Origin of the sequence: Caballeronia sp. GAWG2-1, from assembly GCF_023631405.1 — a bacterium.
GTDB lineage: Bacteria > Pseudomonadota > Gammaproteobacteria > Burkholderiales > Burkholderiaceae > Caballeronia.
Window position 1 is genome coordinate 45,171 of sequence record NZ_JALQDD010000033.1, and the last position, 16,196, is coordinate 61,366.

14 protein-coding genes are annotated in these 16,196 nt (G+C 62.0%); 7 read left to right on the plus strand and 7 right to left on the minus strand.

Annotated features, from left to right (window positions below; all coding sequences use genetic code 11):
- Positions 1-27: 27 nt before the first annotated feature.
- Together NCR98_RS23205 and NCR98_RS23210 are read right to left on the minus strand one after the other, a co-directional pair.
- Positions 28-1,347: a chloride channel protein gene (locus tag NCR98_RS23205; RefSeq protein WP_244831808.1), complete on the minus strand. Its 1,320-nt coding sequence runs from the start codon at positions 1,345-1,347 to the stop codon at positions 28-30.
- A gap of 183 nt (positions 1,348-1,530) precedes the next feature.
- Positions 1,531-2,127, minus strand: a complete 597-nt coding sequence (locus NCR98_RS23210; RefSeq protein WP_250494903.1) for a carboxymuconolactone decarboxylase family protein — start codon at positions 2,125-2,127, stop codon at positions 1,531-1,533.
- A gap of 262 nt (positions 2,128-2,389) precedes the next feature.
- Here NCR98_RS23210 and NCR98_RS23215 point away from each other — a divergent pair, with 262 nt between their 5' ends.
- Genes NCR98_RS23215 through NCR98_RS23225 form a run of 3 tightly spaced genes read left to right on the plus strand, consistent with a single transcriptional unit; the run spans position 2,390 to position 5,883 of the window.
- A complete protein-coding gene (locus tag NCR98_RS23215; RefSeq protein ID WP_250469870.1) occupies positions 2,390-4,012 on the plus strand; it encodes an ABC transporter substrate-binding protein in 1,623 nt (540 codons plus the stop codon).
- Positions 4,005-5,009 carry an ABC transporter permease gene (locus NCR98_RS23220; protein ID WP_250527457.1) on the plus strand — a complete coding sequence of 335 codons (1,005 nt, stop codon included), beginning with the start codon at positions 4,005-4,007 and terminating at the stop codon, positions 5,007-5,009. Before NCR98_RS23215 ends, NCR98_RS23220 begins: the two co-directional genes overlap by 8 nt.
- A gap of 10 nt (positions 5,010-5,019) precedes the next feature.
- Entirely contained in the window at positions 5,020-5,883 is an 864-nt protein-coding gene (locus NCR98_RS23225; protein ID WP_250469872.1) for an ABC transporter permease, read from the plus strand.
- A gap of 12 nt (positions 5,884-5,895) precedes the next feature.
- Here NCR98_RS23225 and NCR98_RS23230 read toward each other — a convergent pair whose 3' ends face one another.
- Entirely contained in the window at positions 5,896-7,608 is a 1,713-nt protein-coding gene (locus NCR98_RS23230; RefSeq protein WP_250527493.1) for an ABC transporter ATP-binding protein, read from the minus strand.
- Positions 7,609-7,822: 214 nt separating this feature from the next.
- Between NCR98_RS23230 and NCR98_RS23235 the strand changes: the two genes are divergently transcribed.
- Positions 7,823-9,064: an MFS transporter gene (locus NCR98_RS23235; protein WP_250511434.1), complete on the plus strand. Its 1,242-nt coding sequence runs from the start codon at positions 7,823-7,825 to the stop codon at positions 9,062-9,064.
- Between the two features lie 75 nt (positions 9,065-9,139).
- Here NCR98_RS23235 and NCR98_RS23240 read toward each other — a convergent pair whose 3' ends face one another.
- Positions 9,140-10,294 (minus strand): alpha/beta hydrolase, encoded by a 1,155-nt coding sequence (locus NCR98_RS23240; RefSeq protein WP_250527458.1) that lies wholly within the window; start codon positions 10,292-10,294, stop codon positions 9,140-9,142.
- 253 nt (positions 10,295-10,547) lie between these two features.
- Between NCR98_RS23240 and NCR98_RS23245 the strand changes: the two genes are divergently transcribed.
- The gene (locus NCR98_RS23245; protein WP_244831816.1) at positions 10,548-11,480 is read left to right on the plus strand and encodes a DMT family transporter; all 933 of its coding nucleotides are present in this window, start codon (positions 10,548-10,550) and stop codon (positions 11,478-11,480) included.
- Between the two features lie 32 nt (positions 11,481-11,512).
- Here NCR98_RS23245 and panS read toward each other — a convergent pair whose 3' ends face one another.
- Positions 11,513-12,475 (minus strand): ketopantoate/pantoate/pantothenate transporter PanS, encoded by a 963-nt coding sequence (gene panS, locus NCR98_RS23250; RefSeq protein WP_250527459.1) that lies wholly within the window; start codon positions 12,473-12,475, stop codon positions 11,513-11,515.
- 232 nt (positions 12,476-12,707) lie between these two features.
- On the opposite strand from panS, the gene NCR98_RS23255 reads away from it, so the two are divergent.
- Positions 12,708-13,016: a helix-turn-helix transcriptional regulator gene (locus tag NCR98_RS23255; RefSeq protein ID WP_250527460.1), complete on the plus strand. Its 309-nt coding sequence runs from the start codon at positions 12,708-12,710 to the stop codon at positions 13,014-13,016.
- Between the two features lie 2 nt (positions 13,017-13,018).
- Entirely contained in the window at positions 13,019-14,347 is a 1,329-nt protein-coding gene (locus tag NCR98_RS23260; protein ID WP_250527461.1) for a type II toxin-antitoxin system HipA family toxin, read from the plus strand.
- Here NCR98_RS23260 and NCR98_RS23265 read toward each other — a convergent pair.
- The gene (locus tag NCR98_RS23265; protein ID WP_250527462.1) at positions 14,344-15,666 is read right to left on the minus strand and encodes a PQQ-dependent sugar dehydrogenase; all 1,323 of its coding nucleotides are present in this window, start codon (positions 15,664-15,666) and stop codon (positions 14,344-14,346) included. The genes NCR98_RS23260 and NCR98_RS23265 overlap by 4 nt on opposite strands.
- Complete coding sequence (locus tag NCR98_RS23270; RefSeq protein WP_244831820.1) at positions 15,659-16,102, minus strand: DUF2231 domain-containing protein; 444 nt, start codon at positions 16,100-16,102, stop codon at positions 15,659-15,661. The genes NCR98_RS23265 and NCR98_RS23270 overlap by 8 nt, the downstream gene beginning before the upstream one ends.
- Positions 16,103-16,196 lie beyond the last annotated feature (94 nt).

A 16,196-nucleotide genomic window follows, 5' to 3' on the forward strand; every position in this document is an offset into this window, starting at 1 on the left:
GTGCTACCGCGCGAAGCCCGCGATGTATCAAGGCGTGATCCCGTCGACGCCATTGGCCGGTTGCTCCGGCCGTGCGACCGCGCGGGCCGCGTAGGATTCGACCGCCCGGTACGCCACCGTCGAACCCGCAATGCCGAGCGCAGCCGGAATCAAAAAGTCCTGGCTGAAACGCGTGAATTCGATCATCAGCACGATGGCCGTCAACGGCATCTGCATCGATGCCCCCAGGAACGCCGCCGCCCCCACCACAGCGAACGCGCCAAGCGACGTTCCCGGCCAGAGCACATTCCACACGCTACCGAGAATCACGGCCAGCAGCGCGCCATTCGTGAGCCCCGGCGTGAGCAGACCGCCCTCCGCGCCCGCGCGCAACGTACTCACTTCGACCATCACCTTGAGCACGAGCAGCACGGCGGCGAGCCCGAGCGTCATCTGATTGTCGAACGACAGGCCCGCCGGCCCCTTGCCGTTGCCGACGAGTTGCGGGAAATACATGGCGAGCGCACCGATCATCGCGAAGTTGATGAGTGCAAGCACCGGCAATGCATTGCCGCGCGGTGCGGCATTGCGCGCCGCCGATGTCAGCCGCACGAACACCCAGGCAGCGACGCCGAAAAGCGGCCCCGTGACCACGGCCCACACGACGATCTGCGCATTGAAGGCGAGCGCGGGCAACCGATACTGATGTTCATCGCCGAGACCGACCCACGCTACCAGCGCGCCGATTGCCGAGGTCGCGAACGCCGCCGCGACGATGGACCATTCGAAGGTGCCGAGCAGCACTTCGAGCACGAACACCGCGCCGCCGAGCGGCACGTTATAGACCGCCGCGAGCCCCGCACCCGCGCCGCACGCCACCATGATGCGCGACTGCGCGGGCGTGAGTCCCGCGTAATGCGCGAGCCATCCCGCCCATAGCGAACCGATCTCGCGCGGCGCGACTTCACGGCCGAGCGGCGAACCCATGGCTACCGTGACGATCTGCAACACCGTATGCGCGAGCGTGCTGATCACCGGCATACGCGGATCGTCCGATTTGACGGCCTTGCGGATACTCACGAGCGGCTTGCCGAAGCGATACACGCACCACCAGCCGATTCCCGCCACGAGACCGCACAACGTAAGCACGACGAGCCGGCGCTCGGGTGGCGCGGCCGTCACGCCTTCGAGAAAGCTCTCCCGGCTGATGACCGCATCGAGGCTATAGCCGAACGCGATGTGCTGGATGGCGTGCAGCAACAACGCGAGCAACATGCCGCCGATGCCCGCGCCCACACCCACGAGCACGGTCACGACGATAAACCTGCTGGCCGAAGCCAAGCCGTTGCCAGGCGAAGTCGGTGTCATCTCGGTCACGTTGAGCGCAAAAACCATAGAGTATCGCGCCTGACTTGCAGGCTCTCCGAACCAAGCGCGTTGCTTTTCTATTCGCACGGCTTTGCGCGATTCACTGACGTGTTGGCGAAAGACCGTTAGTAGCTATTTCGAGATAAAGAAAAGCCGGGCCACGATGAATGGAGCCGGCTTGCATCACTTCGCTTCGAACAATCTCGCGATAGGCAAGGTATGCGCGTAGACCGCGCCCGCACGCAGAATGATCGCGACCGCGTAGGCTTCTTCGAGCGCCTCGGATGTGACGCCTGCTTCGATGGCAAGCGCGTGCAGCGACCGCCGCAACGGCTCGTGATTTTGCGCTTGCGCGACAGCGGCGGCGGTCACGAGGCGCAATTCACGCGGCAAGGTATCGTCGCGAAAGACGGTGCTTGCGAACGTATCGCGGCCCGCGCCGATAGCCGTGCCGTTGATCACCGACTCGCGTTGTTCGAACGTGAAGGCGGCATCGATCTTTACTTCCCCGCGCCCGAAAGTCTCTAGCGCCGCAGCGATATACGAAGCGGCAAGCAACTCATCGAGCGACGCACCCAGGCGCTTCGCGATCTCCGCGTGATGCTCGATACAGTACTCGCAGCGCGTCACCTGTCCCACCGCCACAGCGACCAAATGTTTGTCGCGGCTCGACAGACGACCGTCGCTCCAATGCGCCTGCGAGAGACGGCGAAACGCCCCAGCATGCGCGTTACGTGATTCGAGCGCGGCGAGCGCGCGGACATCGGCTTGATGAGTCATGTGCGATCCGTTCGATATGAAAGCCAGGCGAGACACGAAACGTACACCATTCTTCGTGGCCACGCAGCGCTCATCCACCGCACCGATGCGAAGCATGCCACGTCATATGCACAGCACTTTTTATTGGTTCCTCACGTGGCGAGTCGTTGCTATCGTTCGCGATCCCGCAAGGTGCTCGCCCTGTCTTGCAGCGGCCATCTACCGCAACATCGAATCAACACTACGCAAATATCGCGCAACATCACAACAAGAGGAATCGCACGTGTCGACCAGCACAACACTCAGGCTCTGGCAGCGTTGGGCGCGCCCGCTCGCATTCGTGGCGCTCATCGCGGGATCGAGCCTGGCTCACGCAGAGACGCCCAAACGCGGCGGCACGCTCACCGTCATCTCGCAGCCCGAGCCTGTCATTCTGACGGCAGCACTGAGCACGTCGTCGCCGACGGGAACCTTCAGCACCAATGTCTTCGACGGCCTCATCGAATACGACAACGACTTTCATCTCAAGCCGGGACTCGCGGTCAAGTGGGCGCTTTCGACCGACGGCAAGACGCTCACGTTGAATCTGCGTCAGGGCGTGAAGTGGCACGACGGCAAACCCTTCACTTCCGCCGACGTGAAGTGGACGCTCGAAAACGTGTGGAAGAAATATCATCCGCGCAATCAGGCTCTGTTCGCCAACGCGGACCGCGTGGATACGCCGGACGATTACACCGTCATCATCCATTTTTCGAAGCCATCGCTTGCCGTGCTGAGTTCGCTCAACAGCAACGGCGCGCAAGTGTTGCCGAAGCATCTGTATGAAGGCACGGACGTCCTCAACAATCCGTACAACAACAAGCCAGTGGGCACGGGTCCGTTCATTTTCCGCAAATGGGTGAAAGGCGACTACATTCTGCTCGAACGCAATCCGGACTACTGGGACAAGGGCAAGCCGTATCTCGACAAGGTGATCTATCGTGTGATTCCCGATGGCGGCGCGCGCACCGCCGCGCTCGAAAAGGGCGAAGTGCAATACGCGCCGCTGAGCCCCGTACCCGCTCGCGACGCGCAACGTCTCGCGAAACTGCCGAACCTCAAGGTGGAAACGAAGGGTTATGAATGGCTCTCGCCGTGGCTCTTTCTCGACATCAACAACGATCGTCCTCAGCTGAAGGATGCGCGCGTGCGGCAGGCGCTTTATCTGGCCATCGATCGCAATGCATATAACCGCGTGGTGTGGTCAGGCTTCGGCAAACCAGCGGTGAGCCCTGTCGTATCGACACTCAAGGAGTTCTTCGAGCCCGACGTGCCGCAGTATCCCTACGACATTGCGAAGGCCAACGCGTTGCTCGATACGGCCGGTTACAAGGCAGGCCCCAACGGTACGCGCTTCAAGCTGACTATCGATTATCTGCCGTACGGTGACGAGTTTCTTCGCAGCGCGGAGTTCATCAAGCAAGCGTTCAAGAAAATCGGTATCGACGCGGATATCCGCAATCAGGACACGCCGACCTACACGCGCCGCATTTACGGCGACCGCGATTTCGACGTGACGATCCAGTGGTACGCAGGCTTCTCGGACCCGCAAGTGGGCGTGACGCGCGAGTATCAGTCGGACAGTATCGGCAAGAACATTCCGTTCACGAATGGCTCGGGGTATCGCAACGCCAAGGTCGATCAACTGATTCGCGATGCGCAAGCCTCCGGCGATCAAGCCGAACGCGTAACGCTTTTCAAAGCGTTCCAGCGTCAGGTGCAGACCGATCTGCCGTCGCTGCCGCTGCTCGAACTGCACTTCTTCACGGTGCAATCGGCCGACCTCAACGATACGGTAAGCGGCGTCGATCAGGTCTATGGCTCGTTCAAGAACGTGTGGTACACCGACCCTTCGAAGCATGAGTGAGCTCATCGCGACCGATACAAAGCGCACCGCGCGATGGCTCTCCATCGCGTTGAGTCGGCTCGGGCAACTCGTGGGCGTCGTGCTCGGCATTGCGGTCGTCAACTTCTTCCTGCTTCGGCTCGCCCCCGGCGATGCCGTGCAGGTCATCGCGGGCGAATCCGGCGGCGCGTCGGCGCAATACGTCGCCGCGTTGCGTCAGCAGTTCGGGCTCGATCAACCGCTCTGGGTGCAGTTTGCAAAGTACCTCGGACATCTCGCGCGCTTCGATCTCGGCTACTCGTTCCGCGAAGGCATGCCCGTCGCGCAGCTCATCTGGAACCGCGTGCCCGCCACGCTTTTGCTGATGGGCAGCGCGGTGCTGATCGCGGCCATCGTCGGACTGCTGCTCGGCGCGCTCGCTGCATGGTACGCGGGACGTTTCGTCGATGTCGTCATCTCCACGCTTTCGCTGCTTTGTTTCGCCACGCCGCTTTTCTGGACCGGGCTCATGCTGGTGGTCGTGTTTTCGGTGTGGCTCGACTGGCTGCCGGTCGGGGGCATGCAGACCATTTCCTCCGGGCTCACAGGCTGGGCGCATGTGCTGGATGTCGCACATCATCTTATTCTTCCCGCTGTCACGCTCGCGCTTTTCTACGTCGCCACGTATGCGCGTTTGATTCGCGCGACCGTCATCGAAGTACGTCGCGAAGATTATGTGCGCACCGCTATTGCGCGCGGCGTGCGGCCGTTGCGGCTCTTTCGCGTGCACGTGCTGCGCAATGCGCTCATTCCGTTCGTGACGATGCTCGGCATGCAGATCGGCTCGGTGATCGGCGGCGCGGTGGTGGTCGAAACGGTGTTCTCGTGGCCGGGGCTCGGGCGGCTCGCTTTCGATGCGCTCGTGCGGCGCGATCTCAACGTGCTGCTCGGCGTGCTGCTGTGCAGCTCGATTCTCGTCGTCCTCGTCAACTGGGCCACCGACGCCATCAACCGCTGGCTCGACCCGCGCATCTCCTGAGAACCGCACCATGTCCCAACTCTCCGCGCTGCAAAAGCCTCGCCGCTGGCATGCCGCTCTGCGCTTTCTGCGCGCGCCTTCCGCGTTGATCGGCGGCGTGCTGCTCGCGGCGATCATCGCGGTCGCGCTCTGTGCGCAGTGGCTGCGTCCCGGAGATCCACTAGAACTCGTCGCCGAACCATTTCTGCGTCCGGGGCAAGATGCGGCGTTTCCGCTCGGCACCGACATGCTGGGCCGCGATATCCTCTCGGGATTGTTGTATGGCGCACGCGCCTCGCTCGTGATCGCCGCGGCTTCGACGTTCATCAGCGTCGTCATCGGCGTGGTGGCGGGCCTTTTTGCCGGATACTTCGGCGGCTGGCTCGATCGTGAAATCAATCGCGTCACCGTGTTCTTTCAGACGGTGCCGCCGTTTCTGTTCGCGCTCGCCATCGTCGCCATCGTGCAGCCTTCGGTGATGACGATTGCGCTCGCTATCGGCGTGACTTCGTGGCCGAACCTCGCGCGGCTGGTGCGCGCGGAAACGCAAAAGCTGCGGCACGGCGAGATGGTGCAGGCAAGCATCGCGCTTGGGGCGAGCGACCTGCGCATCATCGTGTCGGATGTCTTGCCCAATACGATGACGCCCGTGCTCGTGTCATCGACATTGCTGGTTGCCACCGCCATTCTCACGGAGTCCGCGCTGGCGTTTCTCGGGCTTGGCGACCCAAACGTGGCGAGCTGGGGCAACATGGTCGGCGCGGGCCGCGAAGTGCTGCGCACGGACTGGTATATCGCGACCTTGCCGGGTCTTGCTATCGTCGTCACGGTGCTTGCGCTCAATCTGCTTGGCGATGGTCTTGCTTCCTTGTTCGGCTTGCATGCGGAGCGTTGAGCGCTCAACTGTTTATGCGGCGATGGAATCGCTGCCCGCACGCTGCCGCTGCCCCGCCACCGATGCAATGAGCGTGCGCGTGTAAGCGTGCCTGGGCGCGTCCCAGATCTCGTCGTGCCCGCCGCTTTCGACGATGCGTCCATCTTTCATCACCAGCACGCGATCCGCCATGTAGCGAACGACAGCGAGATCGTGCGAGATGAAGAGCATCGACAGACCGAATTCATCCTTCAGATCGCTGAGCAAATTCAGTATCTGCGCCTGAATGGAAACATCGAGCGCGGATACCGGCTCGTCGCAGATCAGAAGCGCCGGTTCGAGTATCAACGCCCGCGCAATGCCAATGCGTTGCCGCTGCCCGCCCGAAAACTCGTGCGCATAACGACGCGCCGCGCCCGAAGGCAAACCGACTGCATCGAGCATCTTCACGATCCTTGCGTCGCGATCGCGGGTAGGAACGGTGCCCTGAACATCGAGCGCGAAATGCAGAATCTGCCCTACCGTCTTGCGCGGATTCAACGATGCATAAGGGTCCTGAAACACCATCTGCATCTTGTGCCGATGCGGCGCCAGCTCACGCCGCGTCAGCCGCGCGATATCGACGCCATCGAGCACGATGCGTCCGGCATCCGGCGTCAAAAGCCGCATGATGGTGCGCGAGAGCGTGGACTTGCCGCAACCCGATTCGCCGACCAGACCCACCGTCTCGCCACGCGCGATATCGAAGGAAATATCGTGCAGCACATGACGCGTGCCACGCGCTGTCGCGTAAGCCGTGTCGACCTTGTCGAGCGAGAGCAGCGGTCTTGCATCGTGGTCGATGGGCCGTGCCGAATGCGCCGCGCGCGTCGGCACATGTAGCGTGAAATCGGTCATGCCCGTGGCCGAAGCGAGCGCGCGAATCTCCGGCAAGCGCGCCTCGCGATAATGCTTGTCGCCCGAGAGATGCAGCGCCGCGCCGCGCAATCCACGTGAATAGGCATGACGCGGATGATCGAGCACGTCGCGCGCCGAACCCTGTTCGAGCGCCTCACCGCCATGCATCACGACTACGCGATCCGCCCAGTCGGACACGATACCCAGATCGTGCGTGATGAGCAGCAATGCCATCGAAAGATCGCGCCGCAAGTTATCGAGCAGACGCAGGATGCCGGCCTGCACGGTGACATCGAGCGCGGTGGTGGGTTCATCGGCGATAAGAAGCGCGGGCTCGCAAGCGATGGCTGCGGCGATCATCGCGCGCTGGCGTTGTCCGCCGGAAAGATGATGCGGATAGTCGTCCGCCCGACGCGCGGGTTCGGGAATGCGCACAAGATCGAGCAGTTCGACGGCACGCTTGCGCGCAGCGGCACGCGACATCGATGTATGAAGAATCAGCGCCTCGGCGACTTGTGCACCAATAGTCAGCACGGGATTGAGCGAAGTCATCGGCTCCTGAAAGATCATCGACATGCGGCGGCCACGCAGGTCCGCGAGCTTGCGTTCCGGCGCCGATAAAAGATCGATGCCATCGAAGAGCGCCGCGCCGCCGGTCTTCGCATGCTTCGGCAGAAGGCGCATGAGCGACATCGCCGTAGTGGACTTGCCGCAGCCCGATTCGCCGACGAGCGCCACCGCCTGCCCCGCCGCGATGTCGAACGACAGCTTGCGCACCGCGCGATGCGCGCCGTAGTCGACATCGAGGTGACGCACTTGAAGAAGCGGAGAAGTGGAGTTGCTGGGCATGAGACGCGGATAAAAGCCAAAGCCTCGAAAGTAGCGCAGCGCCGCCAAAAATAGAACCAAGCACTTCTGCTAAGAACATGCATGGCATTGCTAACCCGGCCCCATAAGCCGCGGTTGGGTCACTTGTGCAGAAGATGAAAGGCAGTGTTATGTTGCCGGCAAAGATGCTCGAAGATAAGCCCGCACTCACTCCTTACCCGGATCGAAAAACGCCATGCTGATGGAAGACTCGACGCTCGAACGCGCCACGCCCCTGACCGACGACAAAAACTCGTCGCTGCGTCAGTGGCTCGCGGTCGCCGCCGTGACGATTGGCGCGTTCGCGTTCGTCACCACCGAATTTCTACCCGTTGGATTGCTTCCTCACGTCGCGCACGACTTGAACATTCTCCCCGGCGTGGCGGGATTGATGGTGACCATTCCCGGCATCGTCGCGGCCATTTCCGCACCCGCTTTGATGCTCGGCGCGGGACGCATGGACCGGCGGCATGTGTTCCTGTTGCTCACCGCGTTGCTCTTGTGCTCGAACCTGCTGTCGGCGTTCGCACCGAATCTCGTTGTCATGCTGCTTGGCCGCGCGCTTCTGGGCGCCGCGCTCGGCGGTTTCTGGACGCTCGCGACATCGGCGGCGGGAAGGCTCGTCGAGGCGAAAGACAGTGCACGCGCAATGGCCGCCATTCTCACCGGCGTGACGTGCGCGACGGTCATTGGCGTGCCGCTCGGTACGTTCATCGCGAGCGTGGCGTCTTGGCGCGTGTCGTTTCTGGCGACGGGAGGGCTCGTTGCCGTCGCGCTCGTCGCGCAGTGGTTGCTCGTGCCTTCGTTGCCATCGGCTGCGGCTTTGCGCTTCGGCGATCTCACGGCGCTTCTCAAGCACTCGCATCCGCGCAGAAGTCTTTTGATGGTGGCGCTCGTCTTCGGCGCGCACTTTTCTTCCTACACGTATGTAACGCCCTTCTTGCTCGGCGATGCACACCTCGACATGGCGACGGTCACGTGGCTTCTGCTCGGCTTCGGCATCATCGGGTTCTTCTCGAATTTCGCGGCGTCGTCCGCCGTGCAGCGCAACCTCAAGGGCACGCTTCTCACGATGGTGTCGCTCCTCATGTTCGCGCTGCTGCTAATGCCGATCCTGCGGCATTCGTCGCTCGCGGTCGGCGCGGTTGTGCTGGCGTGGGGTATTGCATTCGGCGCGCTGCCGCTGTGCTTCAGCATGTGGATTCAGCGCGCGACGCCCGAGCATCCGGAGGCCGGATCGGCGCTTTTCGTGAGCATCATCCAAGTGGCGATTGCGATGGGTTCGTTCGTCGGCGGCGCGGTCGTCGATCGCGCGAGCATTCCGACGGACTTCATGGTGGGCGGTGCGCTGGCGTTGCTGGGACTTGCGACGCTTGCAGGCATTGGCGCGGAGGCACGGCCTGTTGCCGCGGCTTGCAACGTGCCGTGCGAGGAATGACATTCAACCCATGAGCCACGAGGCGCACGCGGGAAACATCGAAGCCGTCCCGCGTGCGAATCACATCACCCGCGCTTACTGACCTGTGCCAAAAGACTGCTGCAAGCGCGTCCCCGCATACTGCTGCGCATCTTTCGCCTTCTGCACCACAGCCGCCGTGCCGAAGAACTCGTGCGTCACGCCGTCATAGACGCGACGATCGACCGGCCCGTTCGCCGCTGCAATCGCCTTCTGCAACTGCGCGCCATCGTCACGCAAAGGATCGATACGCGCGTTGATGATGGTGACCGGCGGCAAGCCCGCGAGATTGGCGTGAACCAGGTCGAGACGCGTGTCCTGCTTGTCGGCCGGCGTGCGCAAGAGCTTGTCGAGGAACCACGCGATCATCGGCTTGTTGAGCGGCTTGGCCACTGCGTTCTCGATATACGACTCCGTGTTCATGCTGCCCGTTTGCGCCACCGGATACACGGCGATCACGGCAAGCGGCTTCGGCGCATTCGCATCGCGTGCGGCGATGGCCGTCGCGACCGCGAGATTGCCGCCCGCGCTTTCGCCCGCGAGCGCTAGCTTCTTCGGGTCGCCGCCAAGCGAAGCGGCGTGGCTTGCCACCCACTTGTACGACGCGAAGGCGTCATCCCACGCGGCGGGAAAGCGCGCCTCGGGCGCACGCCGGTAATCGACCGATACGACGATTGCATTGGCCGCCTTCGCAAGCCCACGCGCGCCGCCGTCATAAACCTTGCGGTCCGCGATTACCCAGCCGCCCCCATGAAAATACGTCACGACGGGAAACGGGCCATTGCCTGCGGGTTTGTACACCGTCGCGGGCAAGCTGCCGGCCGCGCCCTGCACTGTAATGTCGCGGCTCGTGACGCCCGGCACCAACGCTTGCGGCGAAGTGCTGCGACCCTGCGTCTTCAGCACGGAGTTGACGGCATCGGCGATAGTAGGTTGAGCGCGCGCCGTCGGCACATCGACCTTCTCGATGGCCTTCGGATCGAGTGCCGCATAAGCGTCGAGCACGGTCTTCATGTCGTCGTCCGCGCGCACGGCCGCGGTTGCATTGGCGACCGCGTTCGCCACGGGTGACGGCTTGTCCGGTGCGCTGTTGCATGCTGCAAGAGAGAACGACAAGCAAACAGCCACACCGAATGCGGCACGACGCATGAGTTTCGGGACGGGCGTTCGAAGGGTGGGTCGGACGTTATGATCGAGGTCGAGGTCACGCATAGGTGGGCTCCGTAGGCAGTCCGCGCGTGGCTTCGCGAGAATGTTTTCGCGAATGTGCAAGACGCGGTTAATGCTATTTTTGTGAGAGAAAGTGCTCGTCATGCGAAGGCTTTCAACAGTGCCTTAGCTCGTAAGCAAGAGCAGACGTTGTTCCCGGCAAAGCCATGCGTGGAAGGCTTTAAACCGTCCACGTCTTGTCGAACGCGCGTTTGCTCCGGTCGCAAGACGATCAAAACCTAAAGGGAAGCGAGACATGGCACAGGGGCCGAACGCGCATCGCGTCACGCAGGAAGCAGCACAAGATGGCGGACGCTGGCTTGCCATCGGCGGTCCGATTGTCTTTTTGCTTTTGTGGTCCGCGGGCTTTCCCGTCGCCAAGACCGGCCTGCACTACGCCTCGCCGCTCACGTTTCTCTCGATACGCTTTGCGCTCAGCATCGCGGTGCTCATCGGCGTATGCGTGTTCAGACGGCCGCTCTGGCCAAGCGACATGCGAAGCTGGCGTTACCTGGTCGTCATGGGTCTGCTCGTGCAGGTGATGTACTTCGGCCTCAGCTATCTGTCGATGACAGCGGGCATTGCAACGTCATGGCTTGCGCTGATCGTTTCGTTGCAGCCGATACTCGTGAGCGTGCTTGCGCCATCGCTGACCGGTGAGCGTATTGGCGTGCGGCAATGGCTGGGCTTGATACTCGCGCTCGGCGGCTCGGCCGGCGTGATCCTGTCGCGCGGCACGCTGCACGCATCGGCACTCGGGCCGGTATTGCTCGCGGTGGGCGCGCTAATCGGCATCACGGCCGCGATGTTGTACGAGAAACGCGCGGGCACCGCGCAGGACCCGCTCACGTCGAACCTCGTTCAATATTCAGTGGGCTTCGCGTGCTGTGCGCCGATGGCATTCTTCTTCGAGCGCACGGAAGTGCAGTGGAACCCGACGCTCGCCGTCACGCTCGCTTATCTCGTGATCGGCAACTCGCTGATCGCGATCACGCTGCTGCTCGCATTGACACGCGCCGGAAAGGTGTCGCAAGTAGCGGCGCTGTTCTTCTTCGTGCCGCCCGGCGCGGCAATCATGTCCTACTTCATTCTCGGCGAAGTGTTGCCGACAATGGCCTGGTGGGCGATGGGCGTCGCCGTTCTCGGTGTGGCCATCGCGACGTGGAAAGGTCGGGGCGCCAAAAACTAGCGCGCCTCGAAGCGCACCACGCAACGTGCAAGTCAGTTTCGTTTTGCAGCGACGACCGCGGCCGGATCCGTATCGCGTGTCGAACCCTTCGCCGGACGGCCAGCCCAATAACCCGCGAGCATCGAGCCCGAGAGGTTGTGCCACACGGAGAACAGGGCGCCGGGCAAGGCCGCTATCGGCGTGAAATAAAGCTTGCCGAGCGTAGCCGCGAGCCCCGAATTCTGCATGCCCACTTCGATAGCGAGCGTGCGGCACACGGCCTCGTCGAAGCCGAGCAAGCGGCCGCCCCAATAGCCGCTCAAGAGTCCGATGCCGTTATGCATCACCACGCCGAACGCGACCACGAGCCCGACCGACGCAATACTCTTCTGCGTCCCGCCGACCACGGCGGCAATGATGAGCAGAATAGATACCATCGACACGAGCGGCAGCAGCCATTCGATCTTGCGCACGAACTTCTCGAACAGATGATTCACGATAAGTCCGACCACGATAGGCAGCGCGACGATCTGCAGGATGCTCATCAACATGCCGTGGACATCGACCGAGATCGACGCATCGACATAAAGGCGCGTGAGCAGCGGCGTCGCGAACACGCCGACGAGTGTCGAGAGCGCGCTGATGGTCACCGACAAGGCGACGTCGCCGCGCGCCAGATAAATCATGACGTTGGACGCCGTGCCGCTCGCCACGCTGCCAACCAGCACCATGCCCGCCGTCAGATCAGGCGGCATGTGCAACGCCTTTGCAATAACCCACGCGGCAAGCGGCATGACGAGGTAATGCAGCACGATGCCCGCGATTACCGGCGCGGGGCGCGTGAAGACGCGCCGGAAGTCGTCGACGGAGAGCGTTACGCCCATCGACAGCATGATGATGGTCAGGAGCGTGGTGACATGCGGCGCAATGCCCGTGACGGACGAAGGCGAATAGTAGGCGGCAACGGAGACCAGAACGGCCCAGAGCGGAAACAGGCGGGTGATGCGGGCAAGCATGAAGGGCGGTCCTTGAATGTCGTGGCGTGTCGTGGTCTGTCGATGCGGGCGAAAAACGTCGAATTTTAACCGGCACGGGCTAAGGTCTTCTGAAAATGCTTAATTGGGCCAGACTTTTTCGAAAAACAGGTTTTAGGCTGTTTTTACTATTTACAGTCTAAAACTTGTTTTTTGCTTTAACAGGTCATAGACTGTAGAAACGCTTAACAGTCTTAAGACTGTAGGGATCTTCGTGGACTATCCGGTAAAGACGCTCAGCCAATTACGGCCCATTCTCAAAGGCTTTCGCAAAGCCGCCGGGCTAACTCAGGCAAGCATGGCCGCGCAATTAGGCGTGACGCAGCAGACCTATGCGCAACTGGAAGCCAATCCCGCTGCGGCAAGCATGGAGCGCATGTTCAAAGTCTTGCGCGTGCTGGGCGTCGAGATGATGCTGACGGATGGCGTCATAGCGGACAAAGTCCCGCCCATCACGAAGAAAATCGCGGCGAAGGCAACGTCAGCGCGAGCCAAAACCGCGAAAAAGCGGGAGAACTGGTAAGCATGGCGCGCCGCACTGACCCGAACCGGCTCGACCTTTGGATGAACGGACTGCCCGTCGGCCACTGGGAATCCAGCACTGGTGGCGAGCGCCTCGTCTATCGCGATGAGTGGATTGCCGACCCGCAAGGCCGTCCGCTCTCGCTGTCGCTGCCGTTCACGCCGGGCAACCAGCCGTATCGCGGGCAAGTGGTCGCGAACTTTTTCGACAACCTTCTGCCCGACAGCGAGCCAATCCGCCGTCGCATTGCCATGCGTTATCGAACGGGCGGCACGGCGCCGTTTCAGCTGCTCGCGCAGTTGGGTCGCGACTGCGTCGGCGCCCTTCAAATGCTGCCGCCCGGAGAGACGCCGGTCGATCTCGAAAGCATAACGGGACGCGCGATGGGCGAATCGCAGATCGCCCGGCTGCTGCGCGAGACGACCGCCACGCCGCAACTCGGACAACACGAACCGCTCGATGACCTGCGTCTCTCGATAGCAGGCGCACAAGAAAAGACCGCCCTGCTTCGGCGCGGCAAGCAGTGGCTATTGCCCGAGGGCAGCACGCCGACCACGCACATCTTTAAATTGCCGCTTGGGCTCGTCGGCAACATGCGAGCGGACATGCGGACATCGGTGGAGAACGAATGGCTTTGCTCGAAGATCGTCGCGGCATTCGGGCTGGCTATCGCGCGGTGCGAGATCGAAGTCTTCGAAGATCAAAAAGTGCTCGTCGTCGAACGGTTCGATCGCCGTCTGTCGAGCGACAAGCGCTGGATTTTGCGGCTCCCGCAAGAGGATATGTGTCAGGCCACCGGCACGCCCGCGCTACAAAAGTACGAAGCGGATGGCGGACCGGGAATCGGCCATGTCATGGAAGTGCTGTCGGGCTCGGGGCGCGCGGCCGACGACCGGCGCGACTTCTTCATGGCGCAGTTGGTTTTCTGGCTGCTCGCCGCCACCGATGGTCACGCGAAAAACTTCAGCATCGCGCATCTGCCCGGCAATCGTTATGAATCGACGCCGCTTTATGACGTGCTGTCCGCGCATCCGATCATCGGACGGGGACGCAATCAGCTTGCCGCGCAGCGCGCGAAACTCGCCATGGCCGTGCATGGCAAGAACATTCATTACGTCATCGCCGAGATTTTGCCGCGTCACTGGATCGCGCAAGGGCGCACAGTCGGACTCGCCGCGCCGGAAGTCGAAGCGCTGATCGCCGAAGTCACGGCGCGCACCGAACAAGTCGTCGATGAAGTCGCGAGCGTGCTGCCCCGCGACTTTCCGATGGACATTGCCGAAGCGATTTTCAACGGCATGCGGCGTCTCTGCAACAAGCTCGCAGGCTAACCGCCCGCGCCCGTCACGCGCCAAACGGTATTGCCGGCATCGTCCGCAAAGACGAGTCCGCCGTTCTTGTCCTGAGTCAGGCCGACAGGCGCGCCGCGCAGTTCCTTCTCATCATCGGAAACGAAGCCTGTTACCACGGGCTTGGGCGTGCCTACAGGCTTGCCGTTCTCGAACGCGATATACGTCACCGCATACCCCGACAGCGGCGAGCGATCCCAACTGCCATGCTCGCCGATAAACACGCCACCGTGATACTGCGCCGGCAAATTGCTGCCCGTATAGAACATCAGCCCGAGCGGCGCGACGTGCGAACCGATTGCGTAATCCGGCGGAATAGCCTTTGCGACGAGATCCGGACGCTGCTCCTTGACGCGCGTATCGACATGCTGGCCGTAGTAGCTATAAGGCCAGCCATAGAAAGCGCCATCCTTTACCGAAGTCAGATAGTCCGGCACGAGGTCCGCGCCAATCTCATCGCGTTCGTTGGCCACGGTCCAGAGTTGCCCCGTCTTCGGTTCCCATTGCAAGCCGGTCGGGTTGCGAATGCCTGCCGCAAAGATACGGCTCGCGCCGGTCGCGACATCTACTTCGAGCACGTTCGCGCGCCGATACTCCACGTCGAGTCCGTTCTCGCCAACGTTGCTGTTCGACCCGACGCCCACATAAAGTTTCTTGCCATCGCGGCTTGCGAGCAGCGCCTTGGTCCAGTGATGGTTCACGCGATCAGGCAGATCGGCGAGCTCGACGCCTTCCGCCGAGATGCTCGTTTCGCCCGTCTTGTAGGGGAACTTGAGCAGCGCGTCCGTATCGGCGACATAGAGCGTGTCGCCTATCAACTGCATGCCGAAGGGCGAATGCAGATGGTCGATGAACACGTGCTTTTCCCATTCCCCGCTGCCATCGCCACGCTTTCTGAGCAACGTGATGCGGTTCGCGCCCTTCGATTCCTTGCCTGAGCGGCTCTGGACCATGCCCGCGATCAACTGCTTCGGCGTGGTGACCGGCTCCGCGTTCGGGCTGCCCGATTCGGCCACGAGAATGTCGCCATTCGGAAGCGCATACACCTGCCGCGGATGCTCGAGGCCAGACGCGATCTTCTCGATCTTCAGTCCGTCCGCGACCTTGGGCGTTTCGTTGTCTTTCCAGCCCGCGAACTTCGGGACTTGCATCGGCGGAGTAAAGAAGCTCTTGGCGGTAGGCAGTGGCGGATTCGCGCCAGCCTGATGCGCGCTGTCGTATTCGGCGTGCTCGTTGCATCCCGCAAAGAGTGCTGCAATAGAGAGCGCGATAACGCTCGTCAAAGTGGTTTGCTTAGTCACGAGCCGCCTCCTGGAAGCCGAATTTATCGAAGGCAAGCGCGATATGTCCAACGCTCAACAGCACCACGGTGATAACCGAAAGAATCACGCCGAGCGGCACGATTCCATAACCGTCGCGGCTATGCACGAACGCGTTGACGACCGCCGCGATGATGCCGAGCAGGTTGAGCCAGAAGTCGAGCTTCTCGGTGCGCGTGACGACGTGGCGTGAGCCGAACCACACATGCCCGAGATTGATGAAGCGCGGAATGATCGCGAGGATGAGCCCCGTCGTGACGAGCCACGCGGCGCCCTTCGCCCAAAAAACGTTGGCGGTGATGACGAAGATGATGTCGAAAATCAGCGTCCCGACGAAGAGTCCGTAGGGAATGGGATTGAGTAGATCGAAGAGGGCTGTCGCCGTCCGCGATCGATATCTCAGGCTGGTCGTGCTCATGAGTGAGTACCCCAAAAAAGATTAGGCAGTGGGCCGTGCATCGGTTGCGGAAGGCGGCGTGCATTGCCATCTGACTCCGTATGAACAGCACATC

Coding starts and splice junctions, on each gene's coding strand:
- NCR98_RS23225 (WP_250469872.1), top strand. CDS start 5,020: ATGTCCCAACTCTCCGCGCTGCAAAAGCCTCGCCGCTGGCATGCCGCT.
- NCR98_RS23205 (WP_244831808.1), bottom strand. CDS start 1,347: ATGACACCGACTTCGCCTGGCAACGGCTTGGCTTCGGCCAGCAGGTTT.
- NCR98_RS23210 (WP_250494903.1), bottom strand. CDS start 2,127: ATGACTCATCAAGCCGATGTCCGCGCGCTCGCCGCGCTCGAATCACGT.
- NCR98_RS23270 (WP_244831820.1), bottom strand. CDS start 16,102: ATGAGCACGACCAGCCTGAGATATCGATCGCGGACGGCGACAGCCCTC.
- NCR98_RS23235 (WP_250511434.1), top strand. CDS start 7,823: ATGCTGATGGAAGACTCGACGCTCGAACGCGCCACGCCCCTGACCGAC.
- NCR98_RS23245 (WP_244831816.1), top strand. CDS start 10,548: ATGGCACAGGGGCCGAACGCGCATCGCGTCACGCAGGAAGCAGCACAA.
- NCR98_RS23230 (WP_250527493.1), bottom strand. CDS start 7,608: ATGCCCAGCAACTCCACTTCTCCGCTTCTTCAAGTGCGTCACCTCGAT.
- NCR98_RS23220 (WP_250527457.1), top strand. CDS start 4,005: ATGAGTGAGCTCATCGCGACCGATACAAAGCGCACCGCGCGATGGCTC.
- panS (WP_250527459.1), bottom strand. CDS start 12,475: ATGCTTGCCCGCATCACCCGCCTGTTTCCGCTCTGGGCCGTTCTGGTC.
- NCR98_RS23260 (WP_250527461.1), top strand. CDS start 13,019: ATGGCGCGCCGCACTGACCCGAACCGGCTCGACCTTTGGATGAACGGA.
- NCR98_RS23240 (WP_250527458.1), bottom strand. CDS start 10,294: ATGCGTGACCTCGACCTCGATCATAACGTCCGACCCACCCTTCGAACG.